Origin of the sequence: Bacillus sp. MT(2024), assembly GCF_036362845.1 — a bacterium.
In the GTDB taxonomy this organism is placed as follows: Bacteria; Bacillota; Bacilli; order Bacillales; family Bacillaceae; genus Bacillus; species Bacillus velezensis.
The window spans coordinates 2,705,437-2,728,326 of the sequence record NZ_CP143632.1 but is presented as its reverse complement, the minus strand read 5'-3'; the positions used below and the strand labels follow the sequence as shown (position 1 = coordinate 2,728,326).

The 22,890-nt window shown below is 48.2% G+C and carries 20 protein-coding genes and 1 riboswitch; of the genes, 16 read left to right on the top strand and 4 right to left on the bottom strand.

Features of this window, described 5'->3' with window-relative positions:
* Nucleotides 1-93: 93 nt before the first annotated feature.
* Nucleotides 94-1,179 carry a CdaR family transcriptional regulator gene (locus VP472_RS13345; RefSeq protein WP_146277291.1) on the bottom strand — a complete coding sequence of 362 codons (1,086 nt, stop codon included), beginning with the start codon at nucleotides 1,177-1,179 and terminating at the stop codon, nucleotides 94-96.
* Between the two features lie 61 nt (nucleotides 1,180-1,240).
* Nucleotides 1,241-1,456 (bottom strand): small acid-soluble spore protein SspI, encoded by a 216-nt coding sequence (gene sspI / locus VP472_RS13340; RefSeq protein ID WP_003152527.1) that lies wholly within the window; start codon nucleotides 1,454-1,456, stop codon nucleotides 1,241-1,243.
* Between the two features lie 120 nt (nucleotides 1,457-1,576).
* On the opposite strand from sspI, the gene VP472_RS13335 reads away from it, so the two are divergent.
* The 3 genes from VP472_RS13335 to pheT all read left to right on the top strand — a co-directional run bounded on the left by VP472_RS13335 (nucleotide 1,577) and on the right by pheT (nucleotide 6,147).
* Entirely contained in the window at nucleotides 1,577-2,323 is a 747-nt protein-coding gene (locus VP472_RS13335; RefSeq protein ID WP_128574919.1) for a TrmH family RNA methyltransferase, read from the top strand.
* 361 nt (nucleotides 2,324-2,684) lie between these two features.
* Entirely contained in the window at nucleotides 2,685-3,719 is a 1,035-nt protein-coding gene (pheS, locus tag VP472_RS13330) for a phenylalanine--tRNA ligase subunit alpha (RefSeq protein WP_003152530.1), read from the top strand.
* 13 nt (nucleotides 3,720-3,732) lie between these two features.
* On the top strand, nucleotides 3,733-6,147 hold the full coding sequence (pheT, locus tag VP472_RS13325; protein WP_146277289.1) for a phenylalanine--tRNA ligase subunit beta: 2,415 nt from the start codon (nucleotides 3,733-3,735) through the stop codon (nucleotides 6,145-6,147).
* 36 nt (nucleotides 6,148-6,183) lie between these two features.
* On the opposite strand, the gene rnhC is transcribed toward pheT, so the two are convergent.
* Nucleotides 6,184-7,125 carry a ribonuclease HIII gene (gene rnhC, locus VP472_RS13320; protein ID WP_012118136.1) on the bottom strand — a complete coding sequence of 314 codons (942 nt, stop codon included), beginning with the start codon at nucleotides 7,123-7,125 and terminating at the stop codon, nucleotides 6,184-6,186.
* A gap of 133 nt (nucleotides 7,126-7,258) precedes the next feature.
* On the opposite strand from rnhC, the gene zapA reads away from it, so the two are divergent.
* From zapA to VP472_RS13295, 5 genes are all read left to right on the top strand, one after another.
* Nucleotides 7,259-7,516 carry a cell division protein ZapA gene (zapA, locus tag VP472_RS13315; protein WP_003152533.1) on the top strand — a complete coding sequence of 86 codons (258 nt, stop codon included), beginning with the start codon at nucleotides 7,259-7,261 and terminating at the stop codon, nucleotides 7,514-7,516.
* A gap of 7 nt (nucleotides 7,517-7,523) precedes the next feature.
* Nucleotides 7,524-8,057 (top strand): CvpA family protein, encoded by a 534-nt coding sequence (locus VP472_RS13310; protein ID WP_003152534.1) that lies wholly within the window; start codon nucleotides 7,524-7,526, stop codon nucleotides 8,055-8,057.
* A 105-nt stretch (nucleotides 8,058-8,162) separates the two neighbouring features.
* On the top strand, nucleotides 8,163-9,875 hold the full coding sequence (gene polX, locus VP472_RS13305) for a DNA polymerase/3'-5' exonuclease PolX (protein ID WP_146277287.1): 1,713 nt from the start codon (nucleotides 8,163-8,165) through the stop codon (nucleotides 9,873-9,875).
* Nucleotides 9,876-9,895: 20 nt separating this feature from the next.
* Nucleotides 9,896-12,253, top strand: a complete 2,358-nt coding sequence (locus VP472_RS13300; RefSeq protein WP_146277285.1) for an endonuclease MutS2 — start codon at nucleotides 9,896-9,898, stop codon at nucleotides 12,251-12,253.
* A gap of 16 nt (nucleotides 12,254-12,269) precedes the next feature.
* Nucleotides 12,270-12,674: a DUF350 domain-containing protein gene (locus tag VP472_RS13295; protein WP_003152541.1), complete on the top strand. Its 405-nt coding sequence runs from the start codon at nucleotides 12,270-12,272 to the stop codon at nucleotides 12,672-12,674.
* Between the two features lie 138 nt (nucleotides 12,675-12,812).
* On the opposite strand, the gene VP472_RS13290 is transcribed toward VP472_RS13295, so the two are convergent.
* Nucleotides 12,813-13,490, bottom strand: coding sequence for a DUF2711 family protein (locus tag VP472_RS13290; protein ID WP_146277283.1), 678 nt, complete (start codon nucleotides 13,488-13,490; stop codon nucleotides 12,813-12,815).
* 105 nt (nucleotides 13,491-13,595) lie between these two features.
* Between VP472_RS13290 and VP472_RS13285 the strand changes: the two genes are divergently transcribed.
* The 8 genes from VP472_RS13285 to uvrC all read left to right on the top strand — a co-directional run bounded on the left by VP472_RS13285 (nucleotide 13,596) and on the right by uvrC (nucleotide 22,628).
* Nucleotides 13,596-15,284 (top strand): AMP-binding protein, encoded by a 1,689-nt coding sequence (locus tag VP472_RS13285; protein ID WP_153986677.1) that lies wholly within the window; start codon nucleotides 13,596-13,598, stop codon nucleotides 15,282-15,284.
* Nucleotides 15,285-15,372: 88 nt separating this feature from the next.
* Nucleotides 15,373-15,957 (top strand): fatty acid metabolism transcriptional regulator FadR, encoded by a 585-nt coding sequence (locus tag VP472_RS13280; RefSeq protein WP_007408119.1) that lies wholly within the window; start codon nucleotides 15,373-15,375, stop codon nucleotides 15,955-15,957.
* Nucleotides 15,958-15,970: 13 nt separating this feature from the next.
* Complete coding sequence (locus VP472_RS13275) at nucleotides 15,971-16,750, top strand: enoyl-CoA hydratase (RefSeq protein WP_102421648.1); 780 nt, start codon at nucleotides 15,971-15,973, stop codon at nucleotides 16,748-16,750.
* A 13-nt stretch (nucleotides 16,751-16,763) separates the two neighbouring features.
* Nucleotides 16,764-17,537, top strand: coding sequence for an electron transfer flavoprotein subunit beta/FixA family protein (locus tag VP472_RS13270; RefSeq protein ID WP_094247679.1), 774 nt, complete (start codon nucleotides 16,764-16,766; stop codon nucleotides 17,535-17,537).
* A 31-nt stretch (nucleotides 17,538-17,568) separates the two neighbouring features.
* A complete protein-coding gene (locus VP472_RS13265) occupies nucleotides 17,569-18,546 on the top strand; it encodes an electron transfer flavoprotein subunit alpha/FixB family protein (protein WP_017418309.1) in 978 nt (325 codons plus the stop codon).
* 208 nt (nucleotides 18,547-18,754) lie between these two features.
* Entirely contained in the window at nucleotides 18,755-20,245 is a 1,491-nt protein-coding gene (locus VP472_RS13260; RefSeq protein ID WP_146277279.1) for an alpha-N-arabinofuranosidase, read from the top strand.
* A gap of 152 nt (nucleotides 20,246-20,397) precedes the next feature.
* Nucleotides 20,398-20,712: a thioredoxin gene (gene trxA / locus VP472_RS13255; protein WP_003152560.1), complete on the top strand. Its 315-nt coding sequence runs from the start codon at nucleotides 20,398-20,400 to the stop codon at nucleotides 20,710-20,712.
* Nucleotides 20,713-20,855: 143 nt separating this feature from the next.
* On the top strand, nucleotides 20,856-22,628 hold the full coding sequence (uvrC, locus tag VP472_RS13250) for an excinuclease ABC subunit UvrC (protein ID WP_071391533.1): 1,773 nt from the start codon (nucleotides 20,856-20,858) through the stop codon (nucleotides 22,626-22,628).
* Nucleotides 22,629-22,689: 61 nt separating this feature from the next.
* A riboswitch (Lysine riboswitch) is annotated at nucleotides 22,690-22,869 on the top strand.
* Nucleotides 22,870-22,890 lie beyond the last annotated feature (21 nt).

Genomic DNA, 22,890 nt, shown 5'->3' with positions numbered 1-22,890 from the left:
CCAACCTCCCTGATAAGAAAAGCGTTTTCATTTAATTGTAAAGAAAAACGATTCCGCACACTATGGAGAAACGTATGAAAAATGATGATATGATTACGTACTTTTTGTATGTTGATCTAAAAAGCGGAGCGCCAAATAAAAAGCCGTTATGTCTTCGGGGCGGTCAAGCTTCATATTTGTCAGTGATTCCAGTTTGGAAAGACGGTAGCGCAATGTATTGATATGAATATGCATGTCGTCGGCGGTGCGCTTTAACGATAATTGCCGGTCGAAAAAGGCGCGCAGCGTATTCAGAAGTTCTTCCCGGCCGAGTACATGCTTGAGAACCCGCCGTGAAAATTCCGACCGCGTGCCGGGTGCGATATCGGCAATACACATATCCAGTTTTAAATCTTCTTCAAAGACGGCCTGCTTGTCACCGATTCCGGCTGAAAGTGCTTTATCCGCCTGTTCGTATGATTCCGCGAGGCGCTCTCCCGGAACGATCCGTCCGATGCCGGCGGTGACAGGCTGCCCAAAAACGGCGCCGATCTTTTTGATGAGCTGTGTTTTGGAAGCCGAATTTGCTTCATGATTAATGAGAATGCGTTCATTTCCCCAGCGGACAAACAGGTCTTCAGGGCATTCGTTCTGCCAGAGCCGCCCGAGCTCCTCCGCTTTATATTGCTCATAACGTCCTTGAATGAGTATGATCCGGCGGTATGCGTGAAGGTCTGCGCCGATGAGCTTTGCTTTTTCTAAAAAGCCCGGAGACCATTCTTTCAGCTGCAGCCAATCAACCATAAAGGATTCAAGCATTCTCGCACGCCACTGCGCTTCTTCCATATGGCGCGTTTCTTTAATAAACAGCTCCGTCATTTTCCTGAGCAATTCTCCGAAAGGCAGGATATCGTCAGGGTCTCCTGTCAGACCGAACACTCCGATCACCTCATGGCCTGAAAAAACGGGGAGGTTCAGTCCTGCTTTTACGCCCTGGAGCCGTTTTTCATCTTCTTTCGTAATGATGACATTCCGTTTTTCGCGGGCGCAGATCAGTGCGCCTTCATGAAACCATCCGGCGCGCGCCTCGTTGGTGCCTGCGATGATCATCCCTTTTGTATCGGCAATAATCACTTCGCGGCTGTACATATGTTTGACTTCGGCAATCAATTTTTTTGCCAGTTCCGGCTGTAACTGCATGGCGATCCCCCTCGCCATTATTATACAAAAAAAACCGGGTGTGCCATCACCCGGTTCATGCTTATTGCGCAGGTTTTAATCCGCCTTCAAGTGTTTTGAGCATTTCATTTTTTTCTGAGTCTGACGCATGCTGCCAAAGAACTTCGAATAAGACGCCGAGGCCCGGAAGCATTTTTTCTTCACCGCTTTGGATGGCGTCAACGATAGTATGCTCCAGCTGATCCTGGTTATTGCCGGTTACATTGGCAATAACGGCGTTGCGTAAATTAAGATCCATTACAACCGCTCCTTTTTCCTGAATGTGATACGCATATTCTTACCGCGCACGCGGTTTATTATGTGCTGTTCTTGAGATATAATAACAACATGCATGAAAAAAGGAGAGCACAGACATAAAGTGAAACGAATCGACTCTGCAAAAAACCAAAAAGTGAAGGACTGGAAAAAACTTCACACAAAAAAAGAGAGACTTAAAACGAATACATTTCTGATAGAAGGAGAGCATCTGGCAGAAGAAGCGCTCAAATCAAAGGGAACGGTAAAAGAAATTCTCGTAAACGATGAGAGCGCCATCCCGGCCGATCTGGACATGAGCATTCCGTGCTACGTGCTGAGCGAAGACGCGTTTTCAGCCGTGACGGAAACGGAAACGCCGCAGCGGATCGCCGCGGTCTGCCATATGCCGGATAAGCAGCCTGATCAGCTGAAACGGCTGCTTCTGATTGATGCCGTGCAGGACCCGGGGAATTTAGGAACAATGATCAGAACGGCAGATGCGGCGGGAATCGACGCCGTTGTCCTTGGTGAGGGAACGGCAGACCCGTACAACGGAAAAACGCTGCGTTCAGCACAAGGATCTCATTTTCATATTCCCATTTTAAAACGTCCGCTTGATGAGTTTACCGCTGAGCTGAAATCACAAGGCGTCGCGATCTACGGCACGGCGCTTGAAAACGGTGCGGCTTATCAAAGCGTGAAGCCTGAAGAATCGTTCGCGTTAATCGTCGGGAACGAGGGGGCGGGAGTGGACGCAGGCCTTCTGCAAAAAACCGATCTCAACCTGTACGTTCCGCTGTACGGAAAGGCGGAATCGCTGAATGTGGCGGTAGCGGCCGCCATCCTCGTTTATCATCTCAGAGGATAGGTTGCGAAAAACCTTGTATTTCACTATAATAGATAACAATAATGTAAAAACCGTGACAGAGGACGTCAATTTTTGCACACGCTGCCTTCCAGGGAGAAAATGCCGCTGACTGAGAGCATTTTTATCGCAGCACAGAAATTGATTTTCACCTCTCGAGTTGTCACCGGGACCGCGCCAAATGCGCGTAAAGGTGAACCGGAACGATCGTTTCCGTTATGTCAATGAAGCTGTCGGCAGATGAAGTCTGCCTTAAAAAGGGTGGTACCGCGGCCACAACTCGTCCCTTCTCTCAAGGGGCGGGTTTTTTTGTTTTCTGAAAAAGGCATAGAACGGTTTGGTTTACATAAAAGGAGGATGCATGATGGAAGAGAAGCTTAAACAGCTTGAACTGGAAGCTGCAGAAAAAGTAGAAGCGGCGGGTTCATTAAAAGAAGTTAACGACATTCGGGTGCAATATCTCGGAAAAAAAGGGCCGATTACAGAAGTTCTCCGCGGCATGGGCAAACTGTCCGCCGAAGAGCGCCCGAAAATGGGAGCGCTCGCCAATGAAGTGAGAGAGCGCATTGCAGCAGCCATTACGGCGAAAAATGAACAGCTTGAACAAGAAGAGATGAATAAAAAACTCAGCAGCCAGACGATTGACGTCACATTGCCGGGCAGTCAGGTAAACATCGGCGGGCGCCATCCGCTGACGGTCGTTATTGAAGAAATTGAAGATTTATTTATCGGCATGGGATATACCGTCGAAGAAGGCCCTGAAGTGGAAACGGATTATTACAACTTTGAGGCGCTGAACCTGCCGAAGGAACATCCGGCCCGCGACATGCAGGACAGCTTTTACATTACAGAAGAAATGCTGATGAGAACGCAGACGTCACCGGTGCAGACGCGCACGATGGAAAAGCATAAAGGAAAAGGCCCCGTCAAAATCATTTGTCCCGGTAAAGTGTATCGCCGCGACAACGATGACGCGACACATTCCCATCAGTTCATGCAGATCGAGGGTCTCGTCGTGGACCGCAAAATCAGCATGAGCGACCTGAAAGGCACGCTTGAATTGGTCGCCAAAAAAATGTTCGGCCAAGACCGTGAAATCAGGCTCCGTCCGAGCTTTTTCCCATTCACAGAGCCTTCTGTCGAGGTGGATGTAACCTGCTTTAAGTGCGGCGGCCAAGGCTGCTCCGTCTGCAAAAAAACAGGCTGGATCGAAATTCTCGGCGCCGGCATGGTTCACCCGAACGTGCTGAAGATGGCTGGTTTCAATCCTGAGGAATACCAGGGTTTCGCTTTCGGAATGGGTGTTGAACGTATCGCGATGCTGAAATACGGCATTGAAGATATCCGCCATTTCTATACCAATGATGTCAGATTCATTTCGCAGTTTAAACAGGCGTAAGAGGAGGATACACATGTTTGTTTCATATAAATGGTTAGAAGATTACGTTGACTTGCAGGGAATCGATCCGGCCGTGCTTGCAGAAAAAATTACAAGAGCCGGTATTGAAGTTGAGGGTATCGAGTATAAAGGGGAAGGCGTAAAAGGCGTTGTCATCGGACACGTGCTTGAGCGTGAACAGCACCCGAATGCCGACAAACTCAACAAATGCCTTGTTGATATCGGTGCGGAGGAACCCGTTCAGATTATCTGCGGCGCCCCGAATGTTGATAAAGGACAGAAGGTTGCCGTTGCAACGGTCGGAGCCGTGCTTCCCGGCAATTTCAAAATTAAAAAAGCCAAGCTGCGCGGCGAAGCGTCTCACGGCATGATCTGTTCCCTTCAGGAGCTCGGCATTGAAAGCAAGCTCGTGGCGAAAGAATATGCGGAAGGCATTTTCGTTTTTCCGAATGATGCTGAAACGGGAGCTGACGCAATGGCGGCCCTTCAGCTTGATGATGCGATTTTAGAATTGGGCTTAACGCCGAACCGCGCCGACGCGATGAACATGCTTGGCGTGGCTTATGAAGTTGCGGCTATCCTCGGCGCAGAGGTAAAGCTTCCGGAGGCTTCATATGAAAAAGCGGCAGAAAAAGCGGCGGATGCTGTTTCCGTCAAGATTGAAGATACGCAGGCCAATCCGCATTATGCCGCAAAAATCATTAAAAACGTCAAAATCGGCCCGTCACCGCTTTGGATGCAGACGAAGCTGATGAATGCAGGCATCCGCCCGCATAATAACGTCGTGGACATTACAAACTTCGTCCTCCTTGAGTACGGACAGCCGCTTCACGCTTTCGATTACGACCGGTTCGGTTCAAAAGAGGTCGTCGTCAGAAAAGCGGCGGAAAACGAAACCATCGTGACGCTGGATGAACAAGAGCGCAAGCTGTCAAGCAGCCATTTGGTCATCACAAACGGAAAAAAAGCGCAAGCCGTTGCGGGAGTCATGGGCGGAGCTGAGTCTGAAGTCCGTGAAGACACCACTGCGATTTTACTGGAAGCCGCTTATTTCGACGGACAGACCGTCCGCAAAGCATCGAGAGACCTCGGACTGAGAAGCGAAGCGAGCGCCAGATATGAAAAAGGCATTGATCCGGCCCGCGTTTTGCTGGCGGCTGAACGGGCCTGCAGTCTCATTCAGGCATATGCCGGCGGAGAAGTGCTCTCAGGCACGGTTGAAGAAAACCATCTGAAAATCGAAGCAAACAACATTCACGTGTCTGTTGAAAAAGTGAACGCCGTGCTTGGCATGGCAATCGCTAAAGAAGAAATCATCAGCATTTACAAGCGCCTCGGGTTTGCAGTCGGTGAAGCTGAAGACGTTCTCGTCGTAACAGTGCCGTCCCGCCGCGGAGATATTAGAATAGAAGAAGACCTGATTGAAGAAGCGGCGAGATTGTACGGGTATGACAATATTCCGTCCACGCTTCCGGAAACGGCCGGCACGACAGGCGGCTTGACACCGTATCAGGCAAAACGCCGGAAAGTGAGACGTTTCCTTGAAGGAGCGGGTCTTTCACAAGCGACCACTTATTCATTAACGAATGATAAAAAAGCGGCCGCTTTTGCGATCGAAAAATCATTCAACACGATGCTTTCTCTGCCGATGAGCGAAGAAAGAAGCATTCTCAGACACAGCCTCGTGCCGAATCTTCTTGAAGCCGTTTCATACAATCTGGCCAGACAGACTGATTCCGTTGCTTTATATGAAACGGGTTCTGTATTTCTGACGAAAGAAGAAAACACAAAACCGGTTGAAAAAGAACGGGTTGCCGGAGCTGTAACCGGATTGTGGCGCAAAAATTTATGGCAGGGTGAGAAAAAGCCGGTTGATTTCTTCGTCGCCAAAGGAATCGTTGAAGGCCTGCTGCATCAATTGAATGTGTCAGACCGGGTTGAATTTGTCCAGTCTGAACGCAAAAACATGCATCCCGGCCGGACGGCAAACATTCTATTGAACGGTTCGCTTGCCGGATTTATCGGCCAGGTGCATCCGGCAATGGAAAAAGAGCTGGATATCAAAGAAACGTATGTGTTCGAGCTTGATCTGCACGCGCTTCTGACCGAGGAAACAGAACCTGTCGTGTATACGCCGATTCCGAAGTACCCGTCCGTCACGCGCGACATTGCGCTTGTGGCAGATAAAACCGTTACAAGCGGACAGCTCGAAGCCGTGATCAAAGAAGCCGGCGGCGCGCTGCTGAAAGAAGTCACCGTATTTGATGTGTACGAAGGTGAGCATATGGAAGAGGGCAAAAAATCCGTCGCCTTCTCGCTCCAATATGTTAACCCTGAACAAACATTGACAGAAGAAGAAGTGACAAAAGTACATGAAAACGTGCTGAAAGCGCTGGAAGAAACGTATCAGGCGGTATTAAGAGGATAAAGAAAAAGCTTGCAGATCATTCTGCAAGCTTTTTTATTATGACCGTTTCCGTTCTACAAGGCGTTTCGCTTTTTGCGTATTGGCAAAATGAAGTTTGGTGAACGTTCTGAGCGCACCTTCTCCCTTATTGATGATCAGCTTGGCGGCAGCTTCATCGACGTGCGGCCCCGCGCCCTTTGGAATCGTCATCCCAGCCTCACGGGAAAGCTTATCCATTTCAATTAAGAAAGAATATCGCGCAATGATAGAGGCTGCGGCGACGGAAAGATGTATGCTTTCCGCTTTCGTGCTGAAAAACGTTTTTTCTTTTACGATATCCCGTCCGGAAAGATGCTTAAAATAAATGCCGGGCTCTGCGAATTGGTCAATCAGAATCGCTTCCGGTTTAACGCCGTTCATTTTTCTCAGCAGATTGGAAATCGCCTGATTATGAAGGAGCGCCTTCATTTTTCCTTGGCTCATGCCTTTTTCCTGCATCTGATTGTATTTTTCGTTTTTTAACACAAGCAGGCTGTAAGGAATGGTTTTAATTAACAGTTTGGCGATTTCAATAATCTGCGGATCTTTTAAATCCTTCGAATCCTTCACACCGAGTTCTTTCATTAAAGAAAGCTTTGTTTTGTCTGCGTAAGCGCAGGCAACCGTTATCGGCCCGAAGTAATCGCCTGTTCCGACTTCATCAGAGCCGATCACTGACATGGAGGCAATGCCCGCCGGGGGAGCGTAAAGCGGATCGGCTGCTTTTTTGACGGTTTTCTTTGCTTTCGGTGCCTCAGCCGTTCCCCAGCGGGCCGCTTCTGTGCCGGCGTTTTTTCCTTGGAAGAGAACCTTGCCCGAGCGGTAGGCTGTAATGGTACAGCCCGGAGGCTTGGCCTGGAAGACGGCGCCCTGCGGAACGGCGGGAGTTAGGGAGCCGGCATAGGATTGTTTCATTTGTTCCATAGCGGAAGCGGATACTTTTATAACAGAATGGGACACGATATAATCTCCTTTTTTGGCACTTTTCACTGTATATACCAGTGTATCATAACAGCCCGAGGCTCGTCTTTCCATTCAAACGATAATCGTGGTATGATAGGAACTAGGATTCTCGCGGAATGGAGGAGAAACGTTGTCTGACGGCAAAAAAACCAAAACGACAGTAAACATTTACGGCCAGCACTTCACCATTATCGGAGAAGAAAGCAAAGCGCACATGCGCCATGTGGCCGGAATGGTTGATGATAAAATGAGAGAAATCAACGAGAAAAATCCATATCTTGATATAAATAAGCTCGCTGTATTGACTGCGGTCAATGTCGTGCATGATTATATGAAACTGCAAGAAAAATATGAAATACTGGAGCGGCAGCTTAAAGAAAAGGAATGAACACCATATGATAGATATCATCATCTTAGTTCTGCTCTTAATGGGCACATTGCTTGGATTAAAAAGAGGGTTTATCCTCCAATTTATATATTTAACGAGCTTCATCCTCTCGATTGCGTTTGCGGCGCTTTTTTACAAAAATCTGGCCCCGCATCTGAGTTTTATACCCGCGCCTGATTTTTCCGGCGGGCAGGCGGCTCTGTCTTTTATTAAAGGAAACGTGGAGACGGCTTATTACAACGCGATCGCGTTTGTCATTTTGTTTATCATCGCAAAGATTCTGCTCCGGATTATCGGAGCGGCGCTTAATATCATCGCCGGCATTCCGGTCATTAAACAGATCAACAAACTGCTGGGCGGGGTGCTTGGATTTCTGGAAGTCTATTTATTTGCGTTTATCCTGTTATACGTCGCATCCGTACTGCCGGTAAGCGCGCTTCAGGATATGCTCGCACAATCGACGCTTGCAAATATCATCACACATCATACGCCGTATCTGTCGGGGCTCCTGCAAGAACTGTGGGCCCAGTACGGGGCATAAAAAACTTCTCTTGACCGGAGAAGTTTTTTTCAAGCTCTGCGTCAGTTGTGCCGGAGGAGAAAAATTTGTATGATGAAAAGCAGGAAACGACTGGGGGTTAACAGTATGCATAAAAAAGATATCATCAGGCTGCTTGAAACGATTGCGGTCTATATGGAACTGAAAGGGGACAACCCGTTTAAAATATCAGCCTTCCGAAAAGCGGCAGCGGCGCTTGAGCAGGATGACCGCAGCCTGTCGGAAATCGACGACATGATGTCTTTATCCGGAATCGGAAAAGGCACCTACGGCGTCATTCGTGAATATATGCAGGAAGGTGTGTCCGGCACGCTTCTCCAATTGCAGAAAGAAGTCCCGGAAGGCTTGATTCCTCTTTTGAAGCTTCCGGGCCTCGGCGGCAAAAAAATCGCCAAGCTGTACCAGGAACTGGGTGTTCATGACGCGGAATCGCTGAAAGAAGCATGCGAGCAGCAAAAAGTACAGGGGCTCGCCGGTTTCGGCAAAAAAACGGAGGAGAAAATCCTTCAGGCTCTCGGAGAAGCCGGAAAACAGCCGGAACGGTTTCCGATCGGCTATGCGCTCAGCATTGCTTCAGTCATTGAAGAACATTTGGCCCGGCTGACGGATATTCAGAAATATTCCCGGGCCGGCAGTCTCAGAAGAGCGCGGGAAACCGTAAAAGATCTGGATTACATTATCGCTACAGATCATCCGGAGGCTGTCAGAGAACAGCTTCTTTCCCTCCCGAACGTAAAAGACGTGATAGCGGGCGGGGATACAAAAGTATCGGTTATCCTCACATTTGAATATGAGACGAGTGTGGATTTCCGGCTTGTGACAGAGGAACAGTTTGCCACCACACTGCATCATTTTACCGGTTCTAAAGATCACAACATTAAAATGCGCCAGCTGGCGAAAGAGCGCGGTGAACGGATCAGTGAATACGGAGTAGAAACCATAGAAACGGGAGACGTCAAAACATTCCCGAGCGAAGAAGCGTTTTACGCCCACTTCGGTCTGCCGTTTATTCCTCCTGAGCTCAGAGAAAGCGGGCAGGAGGTCGACACGTACCGGGAAGAAACGGACCTTGTGGAGCATAAAGCGATAAAAGGCGATCTCCACATGCACTCAGCCTGGAGTGACGGCGCTTTTTCCATCAGAGAAATGGCAGAAGCATGTATGGCAAAAGGCTACCAGTACATGGCGATCACCGATCATTCCCAATATTTAAAGGTAGCCAACGGGTTAACGGCCGAACGGCTCAAAAAACAGGCGGAAGAAATTGACGCGTTAAACGCTGAATTTGAACATTTTCATATTTTTAAAGGCGTAGAAATGGACATTCTCCCCGACGGTTCGCTTGATTATGATGACAGTGTTCTGTCTGAAATGGATCTTGTCATCGCATCTATTCATTCAAGTTTCAGCCAGCCGGAGCATGTCATTATGAAACGGCTTGAACAGGCGCTGACGAATAAGCACGTGGACATTATCGCCCACCCGACGGGCCGTCTGATCGGCAGACGGGCCGGCTATGAAGTCGACATCGATATGCTGATTGAGCTCGCCGCCAAAACAAATACGGCGCTTGAACTGAATGCAAACCCCGCGCGCCTCGATTTACGGACTGAGCATCTGATCAAAGCAAATGAAAAAGGTGTGACTTTGGTCATTAATACCGATGCCCATAATATCGAGATGCTCGATGATATGAAAACGGGCGTGACCGCTGCGCGCAAAGGCTGGACGGAGACAAAACATGTGTTAAACGCCCGGCCGCTACATGAGGTCAAAGCATTTCTGACGCGCAATGATTAAGTAAGGAGGACCATAAAACCGTGCAGCAAAAAGTGTTATCATCACTTGAATTTCATAAAGTAAAAGAACAGATTACCGCACATGCCGCCTCATCGCTCGGCCGGGAGAAACTTCTGCAGCTGAAACCTTTGACGGATCTAACCGACATCCAAAAACAGCTGGATGAAGTCGAAGAAGCATCCGCAATCATGCGCTTGAGAGGCCATGCTCCGTTCGGCGGCCTGACCGACATAAGATCCGCTTTACGGCGGGCGGAAATCGGCAGTGTGCTGACGCCGGCGGAATTCACCGAATTGTCCGGGCTGCTGTATGCCGTTAAACAAATGAAGCATTTTATCAGCCAAATGACAGAAGACGGCGTCGGCATTCCGCTGATACAGGCCCATGCAGAAGAGCTGATTACATTAGGCGATTTGGAAAGGGAGATTAACTCCTGCATTGATGACCATGGTGAAGTGCTTGATCATGCGTCTCCCGCTTTAAGGGGAATCCGCACACAGCTCAGGACGCTTGAATCAAGAGTCAGAGACCGGCTTGAATCGATGCTGCGTTCATCTTCCGCTTCTAAAATGCTGTCTGACACCATCGTTACGATTCGGAATGACCGCTTTGTCATCCCGGTCAAACAGGAGTACAGATCAAGCTACGGCGGAATTGTCCACGATACATCTTCATCCGGTGCGACACTGTTTATTGAACCGCAGGCGATCGTAGATATGAACAACTCGCTTCAGCAGGCGAAAGTAAAAGAAAAACAGGAAATCGAACGGATTCTCCGGATGCTGACGGAGCATACCGCTGAACACACACAAGAAATCGCTCAAAATGTGGAAGTGCTGCAGACACTGGATTTCATTTTCGCCAAAGCGAGATACGCAAAAGCAATGAAGGCGACAAAACCATTCATGAACGGAGACGGCTTTATCCGTCTGAAAAAAGCGCGCCATCCGCTGCTGCCCCAAGATCAAGTCGTGGCCAACGATATTGAACTGGGCGGAGATTATTCAACGATCGTCATCACGGGACCGAATACGGGCGGTAAAACCGTTACGTTAAAAACACTCGGGCTGCTGACGATAATGGCGCAGGCAGGATTGCACATACCGGCTGACGAGGGATCAGAAGCAGCCGTATTTGACAATGTGTTTGCCGATATCGGCGATGAACAGTCGATCGAACAAAGTCTGAGTACGTTCTCATCCCACATGGTCAATATCGTCAATATTTTAAAAGACGTGTCTGAAAACAGTCTTGTGCTGTTCGATGAACTCGGTGCCGGAACAGATCCGCAGGAAGGGGCGGCGCTTGCCATGAGCATCCTTGACGAAGTTCACCGGACAAACGCCAGAGTGCTTGCGACCACCCATTATCCGGAACTGAAAGCATACGGATATAACAGACAAGGCGTCATGAATGCCAGCGTTGAATTTGACATTGAAACGCTTTCGCCTACCTATAAGCTTCTGATCGGAGTGCCGGGCCGAAGCAACGCATTTGAAATCTCAAGACGCCTTGGGCTTCCGGAGCATATCATCGGCCAGGCGAAGTCAGAAATGACCGCCGAACATAACGAAGTCGATCTGATGATCGCATCGCTTGAAAAAAGCAAAAAAAGAGCGGATGAAGAACTTTCTGAAACCGAATCACTCAGAAAAGAAGCAGAAAAACTGCACAAAGAGCTTCAGCAGCAAATCATTGAGCTGAACGCCCAAAAAGATAAAATGATGGAAGAAGCCGAGCAAAAAGCTGCTGAAAAACTGGAAGCCGCCGCAAATGAAGCCGAACAGATTATCCGCGAGCTCAGGTCCATCAAGCAAGAACACAGATCCTTTAAGGAACACGAGCTGATTGACGCCAAAAAACGTCTCGGAGACGCGATGCCGGCTTTTGAAAAATCAAAGCAGCCGGAAAGAAAAACAGAGAAAAAACGCGAGCTGAAGCCGGGCGACGAAGTAAAGGTGCTCACATTCGGACAAAAAGGGGCGCTGCTTGAAAAAACCGGCGAGAAAGAATGGAACGTCCAAATCGGCATCCTCAAAATGAAGGTGAAGGAAAAAGATCTCGAGTTTCTCAAATCGGCTCCTGAACCGAAAAAAGAAAAAGCAATCACCGCCGTAAAAGGGAAGGATTATCACGTATCCCTTGAACTTGACCTCAGGGGAGAGCGTTACGAAAACGCCCTCAGCCGCGTCGAAAAATATTTAGATGACGCGGTGCTTGCCGGCTATCCGAGAGTGTCCATCATTCACGGAAAAGGCACGGGCGCCCTCCGAAAAGGGGTGCAGGATCTTCTGAAAAACCACCGCAGCGTGAAAAGCTCGCGGTTCGGGGAAGCGGGAGAAGGAGGATCAGGCGTAACGATTGTCGAACTAAAATAAAAAGGGAGAAAACGTCATGAATGCTTTTTGGGAAAATGAGCTTGTTGAAATCGCGGCTTATTACAGTGTGGCCGTCTTGTGTCTCGTCATTTTTCTGACCGTGTTTGAATTGGTGACATCCTATAAAAACTGGGTGGAAATCCAAAAAGGCAATCTTGCGGTGGCAATGGCGACCGGAGGGAAAATTCTCGGTATCGCGAATGTCTTTCAGCACAGCATCGCCCAGCATAATTCGCTTTTGCAAATGATCGGCTGGGGCGTATACGGATTTATTATGCTTTTAATCAGCTATTTTATCTTTGAATTTCTGACGCCCCGGTTTAAAATTGATAAAGAAATTGAAAAAGATAACAGAGCTGTCGGCTTTATTTCATTTGTCATCTCAGTCGGCCTGTCATTTGTGGTGGCCGCCGGGATTTAAGGGGACGGGGAAAAATGGAGAAGCTTGCCAAAGTGCTGCTGTCGGCAGCGGGGATTTTTCTGTTCATCGGACTTATTTATCTGGTCATGACATCTTAATACTGAAAAAAGGCTGCCGAACTAAAATCGGCGGCCTTTTTTATTGAGAATACCAGTTTATGCAGGCCGTATCAGAGCAAATGACGGCTTCCCAATTCATGGCGCGGACGACAGACTGTATGTCTTGATCTTCCATAAGAAAGAGTGTCGTAAAAGAATCATATATGCTCATAAAAGCGGCGCGCCGTTTTTCATCGGCAATGATCATGTCAGCCCGCAGCAGTCCGCATACATCCGAAGCCGCCGTTTGATTGAGTAAAAATATGCCTTTCTCTTCGAACGGCTCATAATAAGTGCAGCGCTTTATGCCTTTTGAACGGAACACATCCAAAAGTCCCGGAATCAAAAATGGCGAAGTGACATCATCGCTCGGCAAGTACAGATCGGGATGATGGAGCCGATTTAACCGCTCGGCGGATTCAGGATGTGCATATTCCTCCCGCAATGCCGTGACAGCAGTCATAAGCGCAAGCGCCGTTTCTTTTTCAGAACGCAGGCCGCAAATGGTCATGACGGTTTGCCAGGAAACGGGTCTGCCCATCGCGATGATCTCCTCATCACTCGGATACATATGTTCATAAGGCCGTTTGCGCTTTTGCTCTTCCCGACCATCCGGCATCCGGACAAAGGGATGGAGCAAAAAGGCGGCCGACGTAAACGGCTTCGGCAGCTGGCGCAGGATAGGAACTCCCTCTTCAAAATGCAGCGTTTCCAGCAAACTCAACACCTCCTGAAACTCGAAATTTCACATGAAACGCTTTCCCATTCCAATCACCCTTCTGCTATAATAATAGCGTATAGGAAAACAGAAGGGAGAGGTATTATGCAGTCTGAAAAGCCATGGCTTTCTCAATATCCCGAAGAGATTCCGCATGAGCTTGAATTTACCGATCAAACCCTGCCATCCAATCTGACAAACTCCGCAGCTCAATTCCCGAACCATACCGCCATTTATTTTCTAGGAAAAAAACTCACATTCCAAGACGTTCTCACAGATTCATTAAAGCTAGCCGCTTTTTTACGCAAAACAGGCTTGAAAAAAGGTGACAGAGCCGCCATTATGCTGCCCAATTGTCCGCAGTCGGTCATCGCTTTTTACGGCGTATTGTTTGCCGGCGGCATTGTCGTTCAGACCAATCCTCTCTACACGGAACACGAGCTTGAGTATCAGCTGAAAGACAGTGCGCCGCGCGTGATCATCACCCTCGATATGCTGTTTCCGAAAGTGATAAAAATGAAAACGTTATCACTCGTCGAACGCATTATTACAACAAGTATAAAAGACTTTTTGCCGTTTCCGAAAAATATGCTTTATACGCTCACGCAAAAACAACAGGTGCATATTGATTATGACGGCTGCGAACAAATTCACAAATTAGCGGATATTTTAAAAAACGAAAAAGCGGAGGAAGCGGAGCCATTTGATATTGACCCTGCGCATGACATCGCCGTGCTTCAATACACGGGCGGAACAACCGGCTATCCGAAAGGCGTCATGCTCACACACCGAAACATTCAGGCCAATACAGAAATGTGCGCCGCCTGGATGTACAAAATGAAAAAGGGAGCCGAAAAGGTGCTCGGCATCGTGCCTTTTTTTCATGTGTACGGATTGACCGCCGTGCTCAATTTTTCCATTATGCAGGGATGTGAAATGATCCTTCTTCCTAAATTCAATGCTCTTGATACCCTGAAAACAATCGACAGGCTGAAGCCGACGGTTTTCCCCGGGGCGCCGACGATTTACATCGGGCTGCTGCATCACCCGGAGCTGAATAAGTATGATCTGTCCTCCATTGAAAGCTGTCCGAGCGGTTCAGCGGCGCTTCCGGTTGAGGTCAAACAGAAATTTGAAAAAGTGACCGGAGGAAAGCTTGTGGAAGGCTACGGATTATCCGAAGCATCACCGGTTACCCATTCAAACTTCATCTGGGGAAAAAATAAACCCGGCAGCATCGGCTGTCCCTGGCCCAATACCGATGCCGGAATCTATTCAGAAGAAAAAGGCGGGCTTGCGGAGCCGTATGAACACGGCGAACTGATCGTAAAAGGCCCTCAGGTCATGAAAGGATACTGGAATAAGCAGGAGGAGACGGCGCGTGTCATCAGAGACGGCTGGCTGTTTACCGGAGATATGGGATATATGGATGAGGAAGGATTTTTCTACATCGCCGACAGGAAAAAAGACATCATTATTGCCGGCGGATACAACATCTACCCCCGGGAGGTGGAAGAGGCGCTTTATGAGCATGAAGCCGTTCAGGAAATCGTCGTAGCGGGCGTCCCTGATTCCTACAGGGGGGAAACGGTGAAAGCATTTATCGTTTTGAAAAAAGGCGCCGAGGCAGATGCCGATGAGCTTGATGCGTTTGCAAGAGAGCGGCTTGCGCCGTACAAAGTCCCGAAGCTGTACGAATTCAGAAAAGAGCTTCCGAAAACGGCCGTCGGAAAAATATTAAGAAGGCGTTTAGTCGAAGAGGAAGATGCTTCCCATGAAAACAAGGTGCCTTAAAAGAAAAACTTGACAAAATCCGGATTCCTTTTTATCATGAAGTTATGAATGAATGGTCATTCATTTATCGAAGGAAGGAACGATGACATTGAACCAAAAACGGCCAAAGTATATGCAGATTATTGATGCAGCAGTAGAAGTCATAGCGGAAAACGGCTATCACCAATCACAGGTGTCCAAAATCGCCAAGCAGGCCGGCGTTGCGGACGGCACCATCTATTTATATTTCAAAAACAAAGAGGATATACTCATTTCTCTTTTTAAAGAAAAGATGGGCCAGTTCATTGAACGCATGGAAGAAGAAGTGAAAGAAAAAACGACGGCAAAAGAAAAACTCGCTCTCGTTATTAAGCAGCATTTCACACTGCTCGGCAATGACCGCCACCTCGCGATTGTGACCCAGCTTGAGCTCAGACAGTCGAATATCAAGCTGCGCCTGAAAATCAATGATATTTTAAAAGGTTATTTAAACATGCTGGACACCATTTTGACCGAAGGAATCAAGTCGGGGGAATGGAAAGACAATCTCGACGTCCGCCTCGCCCGGCAGATGATATTCGGGACGATAGATGAAACAGTGACAACATGGGTGATGAACGATCAGAAATATGATCTTCCGGATTTGTCAGACAAGGTATTGGAGCTGTTGGTGTCAGGGATTCATCAAAACTAAAGGGGGTTGACGGATGAACAGCCTTTCGATGGCGGTAGAACAATCTGTTGCGGTGATCACCATTAATCATCAGCCGGCAAACGCGCTGTCCGGCGCGGTTTTAGATGAGTTGTCCGGTCTGTTCGACCGCTGTGAAACAGATGACAGTGTCAGAAGCATCATCATTCGCGGAGAGGGGAAATTTTTCTCGGCGGGCGCTGATATAAAGGAATTTACGTCGCTTGAAAATCTTGAGCAATCTTCTGCCATGGCGGATAAAGGCCAGCAGCTGATGGAAAGAATTGAAGGGTTTCCGAAGCCCGTTATCGCGGCGATTCACGGCGCTGCGCTCGGCGGCGGCCTTGAGCTTGCCATGGCCTGCCATATCAGAATCGCTACATTAGATGCAAAGCTCGGCCTGCCCGAGCTGAATCTCGGCATTATTCCGGGCTTTGCCGGGACGCAGCGGCTTCCCCGGTACGTCGGTACGGCGAAAGCGCTTGAAATGATCGGCACTTCAGAACCTGTGACCGGAGAAGAAGCGCTCAGCCTCGGTCTTGTCACGATAGGCGCCGAACATGAGGAAGAGCTGCTGCAAAAAGCGAAAATGCTCGCGGGCAAGTTTGCGGAAAAAAGCCCGCAGTCGATGGCTTCTCTGCTTGAGCTCCTTTATTCAAACAAGGTCTATTCTTATGACGGCGGCTTAAAGCTTGAAGCAAAGCGCTTTGGGGAAGCATTTGCATCAGATGACGCAAAAGAAGGCATTCAGGCATTTCTCGAAAAAAGAAAGCCTCAATTCGGTGGGCGAAGATAAAGGGGATAAGAATATGAATCTATTTGTACTGATGAAACGGACGTTTGACACAGAAGAGAAAATCGTCATTGAAGCAGGAAAGATTCAGGAGGACGGGGCCGAATTTATCATTAATCCGTATGATGAATACGCCATTGAAGAAGCCATTCAGCTGAAGGAAGAGCACGGCGGAACCGTGACCGCCGTAACCGTCGGCGGAGAAGATGCGGAGAAAGAACTGAGAACCGCCCTTGCGATGGGCTGTGACCAGGCGGTGTTAATCAATATTGAAGATGATCTGAGCGATCCTGACCAATACTCCGTTTCAACTATCTTATATCATTATTTCAAGGACCGGGAATATGATCTGATTCTCGGCGGAAATGTCGCGATTGACGGCGGTTCCGGCCAAGTGGCTCCAAGGCTTGCCGAACTGCTGAACATTCCTTGCGTCACAACGATTACAAAACTGACAATCAGCGGCGATGAAGCTGTGGCAGAGAAAGACAACGAAGGGGATACCGAAATCATTAAAACCTCACTTCCTTTAGTCATCACGGCACAGCAAGGCTTAAACGAGCCGCGCTATCCGTCGCTTCCGGGCATTATGAAGGCGAAGAAAAAACCGCTGGAAGAACTTGAGCTCGATGATCTCGGCATTGATGAAGATGATGCCGCACCGAAGCTCAAAACGATCGAACGTTTTCTGCCGCCGCAAAAAGAAGCGGGCAGACTGATCGAAGGAGAAGCCGCTGAGCAGGCGAAAGAGCTTGTGTCACTGCTGAGAAAAGAAGCCAAAGTCGTATAAACTGATATTAAAGAAACTGGGGGATGTCAGAATGGGAAAAAAAGTGATCGTACTCGGAGAAATTCGTGACGGCGCCTTACGGAACGTCACCTTTGAAGCCATAGCCGCAGGCAAAACCATTTCCGGCGGAGGAGATGTCATCGGCGTGCTGATGGGAAAGGGCGCGGCTGATGCAGCATCAGAACTCATTCAGTACGGCGCCGACAAAGTATTTACGGCCGATTCGCCGGGGCTTTCTCAGTATACGGCGGACGGATATGCCGCGGTTCTCGGGGATTTGATCGAAAATGAAAAGCCTGATGCGGTCATTTTCGGCCACACTTCTATGGGAAAAGATTTGTCACCTAAGCTTGCGGCCCGGTTTGAAACGGGGCTGATTTCAGACAGCACGGATGTAAGCGTTACCGGAGATAACATCGTTTTTACAAGACCGATCTATTCCGGCAAAGCCTTTGAACAGGTGATTTCAACCGATCCTTTCATTCTGGCGACAATTCGTCCGAATAATATTCAGGCATTAGAAAAAGACGCGAACCGGACGGGTGATATTGAAGAGCTTGCGGCGCCTCCGGCAGATTTGCGGACGGTCATTGAAGAAGTAGTCAAAAAAACGGCGGACGGCGTGGATTTATCAGAAGCGAAAATTATCGTAGCAGGCGGCCGCGGTGTAAAAAGCAAAGATGGATTTGAACCGTTAAAAGAACTTGCCGAGGTGCTCGGAGCAGCCGTGGGCGCTTCGCGCGGCGCGTGTGACGCGGACTACTGCGACTATTCTCTTCAAATCGGCCAGACGGGGAAAGTCGTCACGCCGGATTTGTATATCGCCTGCGGCATTTCCGGAGCGATTCAGCATTTGGCGGGCATGTCAAACAGTAAGGTCATCGTTGCCATTAACAAAGACCCGGAAGCGGAAATATTTAAAATAGCGGACTACGGAATTGTCGGCGATTTGTTCGAAGTGGTACCGCTTCTGACCCAGGAATTTAAAAATGCCAATATTCATTCATAATCAAAACCCTCTGGCTTATTTGTCAGAGGGTTTTGGTTTGCGTTAATTGATTCGTACAAATTACATATTGATAAAACAATAGATTGACATGTACGAACCAATGTAATAAGCTTTTGTAAAGCGCTTACAAACTTATCCAGTCAGCATACATCCCAGATAGATCGGCTCTAGTGCTTTCATTCTTATTAAGGGGAAGGAATGATCAAGTTTGTCTCACAATACGGCAGTCATTCAAACTGATATCACACGGGGAACCATTAATAAAAACATATACGGACATTTCGCGGAACACCTGGGAAGAGGCATATATGAGGGCATCTGGGTCGGAAAAGATTCCGATATTCCGAATACCGGAGGGGTCAGGACGGATGTCGCCGCCGCCCTCAAGCAGCTTCAGATTCCCGTCCTCAGATGGCCGGGCGGCTGTTTTGCTGATGAATACCATTGGGCGAACGGCGTAGGGAAACGCAAAACCATGCTGAATACCCATTGGGGCGGGACGATTGATTCTAATGAATTCGGCACGCACGAGTTTATGATGCTTTGTGAACTGCTCGGATGCGAACCGTACATCGCCGGAAACGTCGGCAGCGGAACGGTTAAAGAAATGGCTGATTGGATTGAATACATGACGTTTGAAGCAGGCACGCCGATGTCCGACTGGAGAAAAGAAAACGGGCGGGAAACACCGTGGAAGCTGAAGTATTTCGGAATAGGAAATGAGAACTGGGGCTGCGGCGGAAACATGCATCCTGAGTATTATGCCGACCTTTACAGAAACTTTCAAACCTATGTCCGCAATTACAGCGGTAATGAAATCTATAAAATTGCCGGCGGCGCGAATGTCGACGATTACCGCTGGACTGAAATTTTAATGAAAAAAGCCGCGGATCTCATGGACGGGCTGAGCCTGCATTATTACACAATACCGGGCGACTTCTGGAAGGGGAAAGGATCAGCGACGGAGTTTACGGAAGATGAATGGTTCATCACGATGAAAAAAGCGGCGCATATGGATGAATTGATCACAAGGCACAGCGCCATCATGGATCAGTACGATCCCGAAAAAAGAGTCGGGCTGATCATTGATGAATGGGGCACGTGGCTTGATCCTGAGCCGGGCACGAATCCGGGCTTTCTGTATCAGCAGAATACGATCCGCGACGCCCTTGTCGCCGCCGCGCATTTTCACATTTTTCATCAGCACGCAGACCGCGTACAGATGGCCAATATCGCGCAAACCGTCAACGTGCTTCAGGCAATGATCCTGACAGAAGGGAAAGAAATGCTGTTGACGCCGACGTATCATGTGTTCGATATGTTTAAGGTGCACCAGGACGCATCTCTTTTGGCGGCAGAAACAAATGCAGCCGGGTACGAATGGAATGACGGCCGGCTCCCGCAAGTCAGCATTTCAGCGTCCAAACAGCAGAACGGAGACATACATATCAGCATTTGCAATATCGATCATCTGCACAAAGCTGACGTGAAGATTGAACTGCGGGGCATGAAAAAGACAGGGACGCCTTCGGGAACGATTCTGCACGCGGAAAAAATGAATGCCCACAATACATTCAGCAGTCCGGAAAACGTCAAACCGAAGCCGTTTTCCGGGTTTGCTCAAAAGGGAGGAAAACTTGAGGCGGAGCTTCCTCCGATGGCGATTGTATTAATCACGTTGCCTGCAGGTCCATCTTAAGTTTTGAACGCCCGCCGCCCGGTTATAATACACTGTATAAATAAGATTATTTCCGGCGGGTTCGGGAGAAAATAATATAAGCATTAAATTAGCATGAACGAATGGGAGATGCTATACTAAAAATCATCATTTGACAATTGGAGGAATAACAAATGGCTATCGTAAAAGCAACTGATCAATCGTTCTCAGCTGAAACAAGTGAAGGTGTCGTATTGGCTGATTTCTGGGCTCCTTGGTGCGGACCTTGTAAAATGATCGCGCCCGTTCTTGAAGAGCTTGATCAAGAAATGGGAGACAAACTGAAAATCGTCAAAATCGACGTGGATGAAAACCAAGAAACTGCCGGTAAATACGGCGTCATGAGCATCCCGACACTTCTCGTGCTAAAAGACGGAGAAGTCGTTGAAACATCTGTCGGCTTCAAACCGAAAGAAGCTCTTGAAGAGCTTGTAAACAAACATCTGTAAGCCGAAAGCTTCCGTTACGGCAGGGCGATTCCTTTGAAAGGGAATCGCCTTTTTTTGATCTTCCAAAAGCTGAGAATGGAGAAAAACAAATGTTCGTGATACACTGAATGGACACGAGAAATGAATGTAAGGAAGGGTAACGTATGAATAAACAACTGAAAGAAAAGCTGGCCCTCCTTCCCGATCAGCCGGGCTGTTATTTAATGAAAGACCGTCAAAAAACAGTCATCTACGTGGGGAAAGCGAAAGTCTTGAAAAACAGGGTGCGGTCTTATTTCACCGGTTCTCACGACGCAAAAACCCAACGGCTTGTGACGGAGATTGAGGACTTTGAATATATCGTGACTTCCTCCAATCTTGAAGCGCTTATTTTGGAAATGAATCTGATTAAAAAATACGATCCGAAATACAATGTCATGCTGAAAGATGATAAAACCTATCCTTTTATTAAAATCACCCATGAACGCCATCCTCGGCTGATTGTCACCCGGAATGTCAAAAAAGACAAAGGACGCTATTTCGGCCCGTATCCGAATGTGCAGGCGGCGCGGGAAACGAAAAAACTGCTGGACCGCCTTTACCCGCTCAGGAAATGCTCAAAGCTTCCGGACCGCGTCTGTCTTTATTATCATCTCGGACAATGCCTCGCCCCATGTGTAAAGGATATATCTGAGGAGACAAACCGGGAGATTGTTGAAGACATCACCCGTTTTTTAAAGGGAGGGCATAACGAAATCAAAAAAGAGCTTGAAGCGAAAATGGCAGAAGCGGCCGAAAAGCTTGAATTTGAACGGGCTAAAGAATTCCGCGACCAGCTTGCTCACATTGAATCGACGATGGAGAAGCAGAAAATGACCATGAATGACCTTCTGGACCGCGATGTGTTTGCATATGCCTACGATAAAGGCTGGATGTGCGTCCAAGTCTTTTTTATACGCCAAGGAAAACTGATCGAACGCGATGTCAGCATGTTTCCGATGTATCAGGAAGCGGATGAAGAGTTTCTGACCTTCATCGGCCAGTTCTATTCCAAAAACAATCACTTTCTGCCTAAGGAAATTCTGGTGCCTGACAGCGTTGACAGGGACATGATCAGCGAGCTGTTGGAAACCGCCGTGCATCAGCCGAAAAAAGGCCCGAAAAAAGAGCTGCTTTTGCTTGCGCACAAAAATGCGAAAATCGCCCTGCGGGAAAAATTCTCGTTAATCGAGCGGGATGAGGAACGGTCAATCGGTGCAGCCGAACGGCTTGGCGACGCACTGAATATTTACACGCCGCATCGGATTGAAGCGTTTGACAACTCCAATATTCAAGGCACAAACCCCGTATCGGCCATGATTGTCTTTATAGACGGAAAACCGAATAAAAAGGAATACCGCAAATATAAAATTAAAACCGTAACAGGGCCTGATGATTACGGCTCAATGAGGGAAGTCGTCAGAAGAAGATACACGAGGGTGCTCCGCGAAAACCTTCCGCTGCCGGATTTAATCATCATTGACGGCGGAAAAGGGCAGATTAACGCGGCGCGCGACGTGCTCGAGAATGAGCTCGGCCTTGATGTCCCGGTAGCGGGATTGGCGAAAGATGATAAACACCGGACATCGAACCTGTTGATCGGCGACCCGCTTGAACCGGTGTTTCTGGAGCGGAACAGCCAAGAGTTTTACCTGCTTCAGCGCATTCAGGACGAAGTTCACCGTTTTGCGATCAGCTTTCACAGACAGATCCGGGGAAAAAGCGTCTTTCAATCCGTTCTGGATGATATCCCCGGAATCGGCGAAAAACGCAAAAAAATGCTCTTAAAACATTTCGGATCTGTCAAAAAGATGAAGGAAGCAAGCCTTGACGATATCAAAAAAGCCGGTGTCCCGGCCGCGGCGGCCCAGCTGCTGTTTGAAAAATTAAAAAAATAGTATTGTGCTTTCCTGAAAAATCTGCTAGAATGTGAACTAATTTCATAAGATCGTGTTATATGGTGAAGATAGAGGTGCGAACTTCAATAGTAAGCCTTTGGAGAATGATGGATTCTGCGAAAAAGGCTGAAAGGGGAGCGTCGCCGAAGTGTATCACATCCCATCGGTGTGATTTGCTGGCCTTGCATTAAATAAATGTAAGGCTGTCAAGAATTCATTTTCTTGGAGGGCTATCTCGTTGTTCATAATCAATCGTACTGAT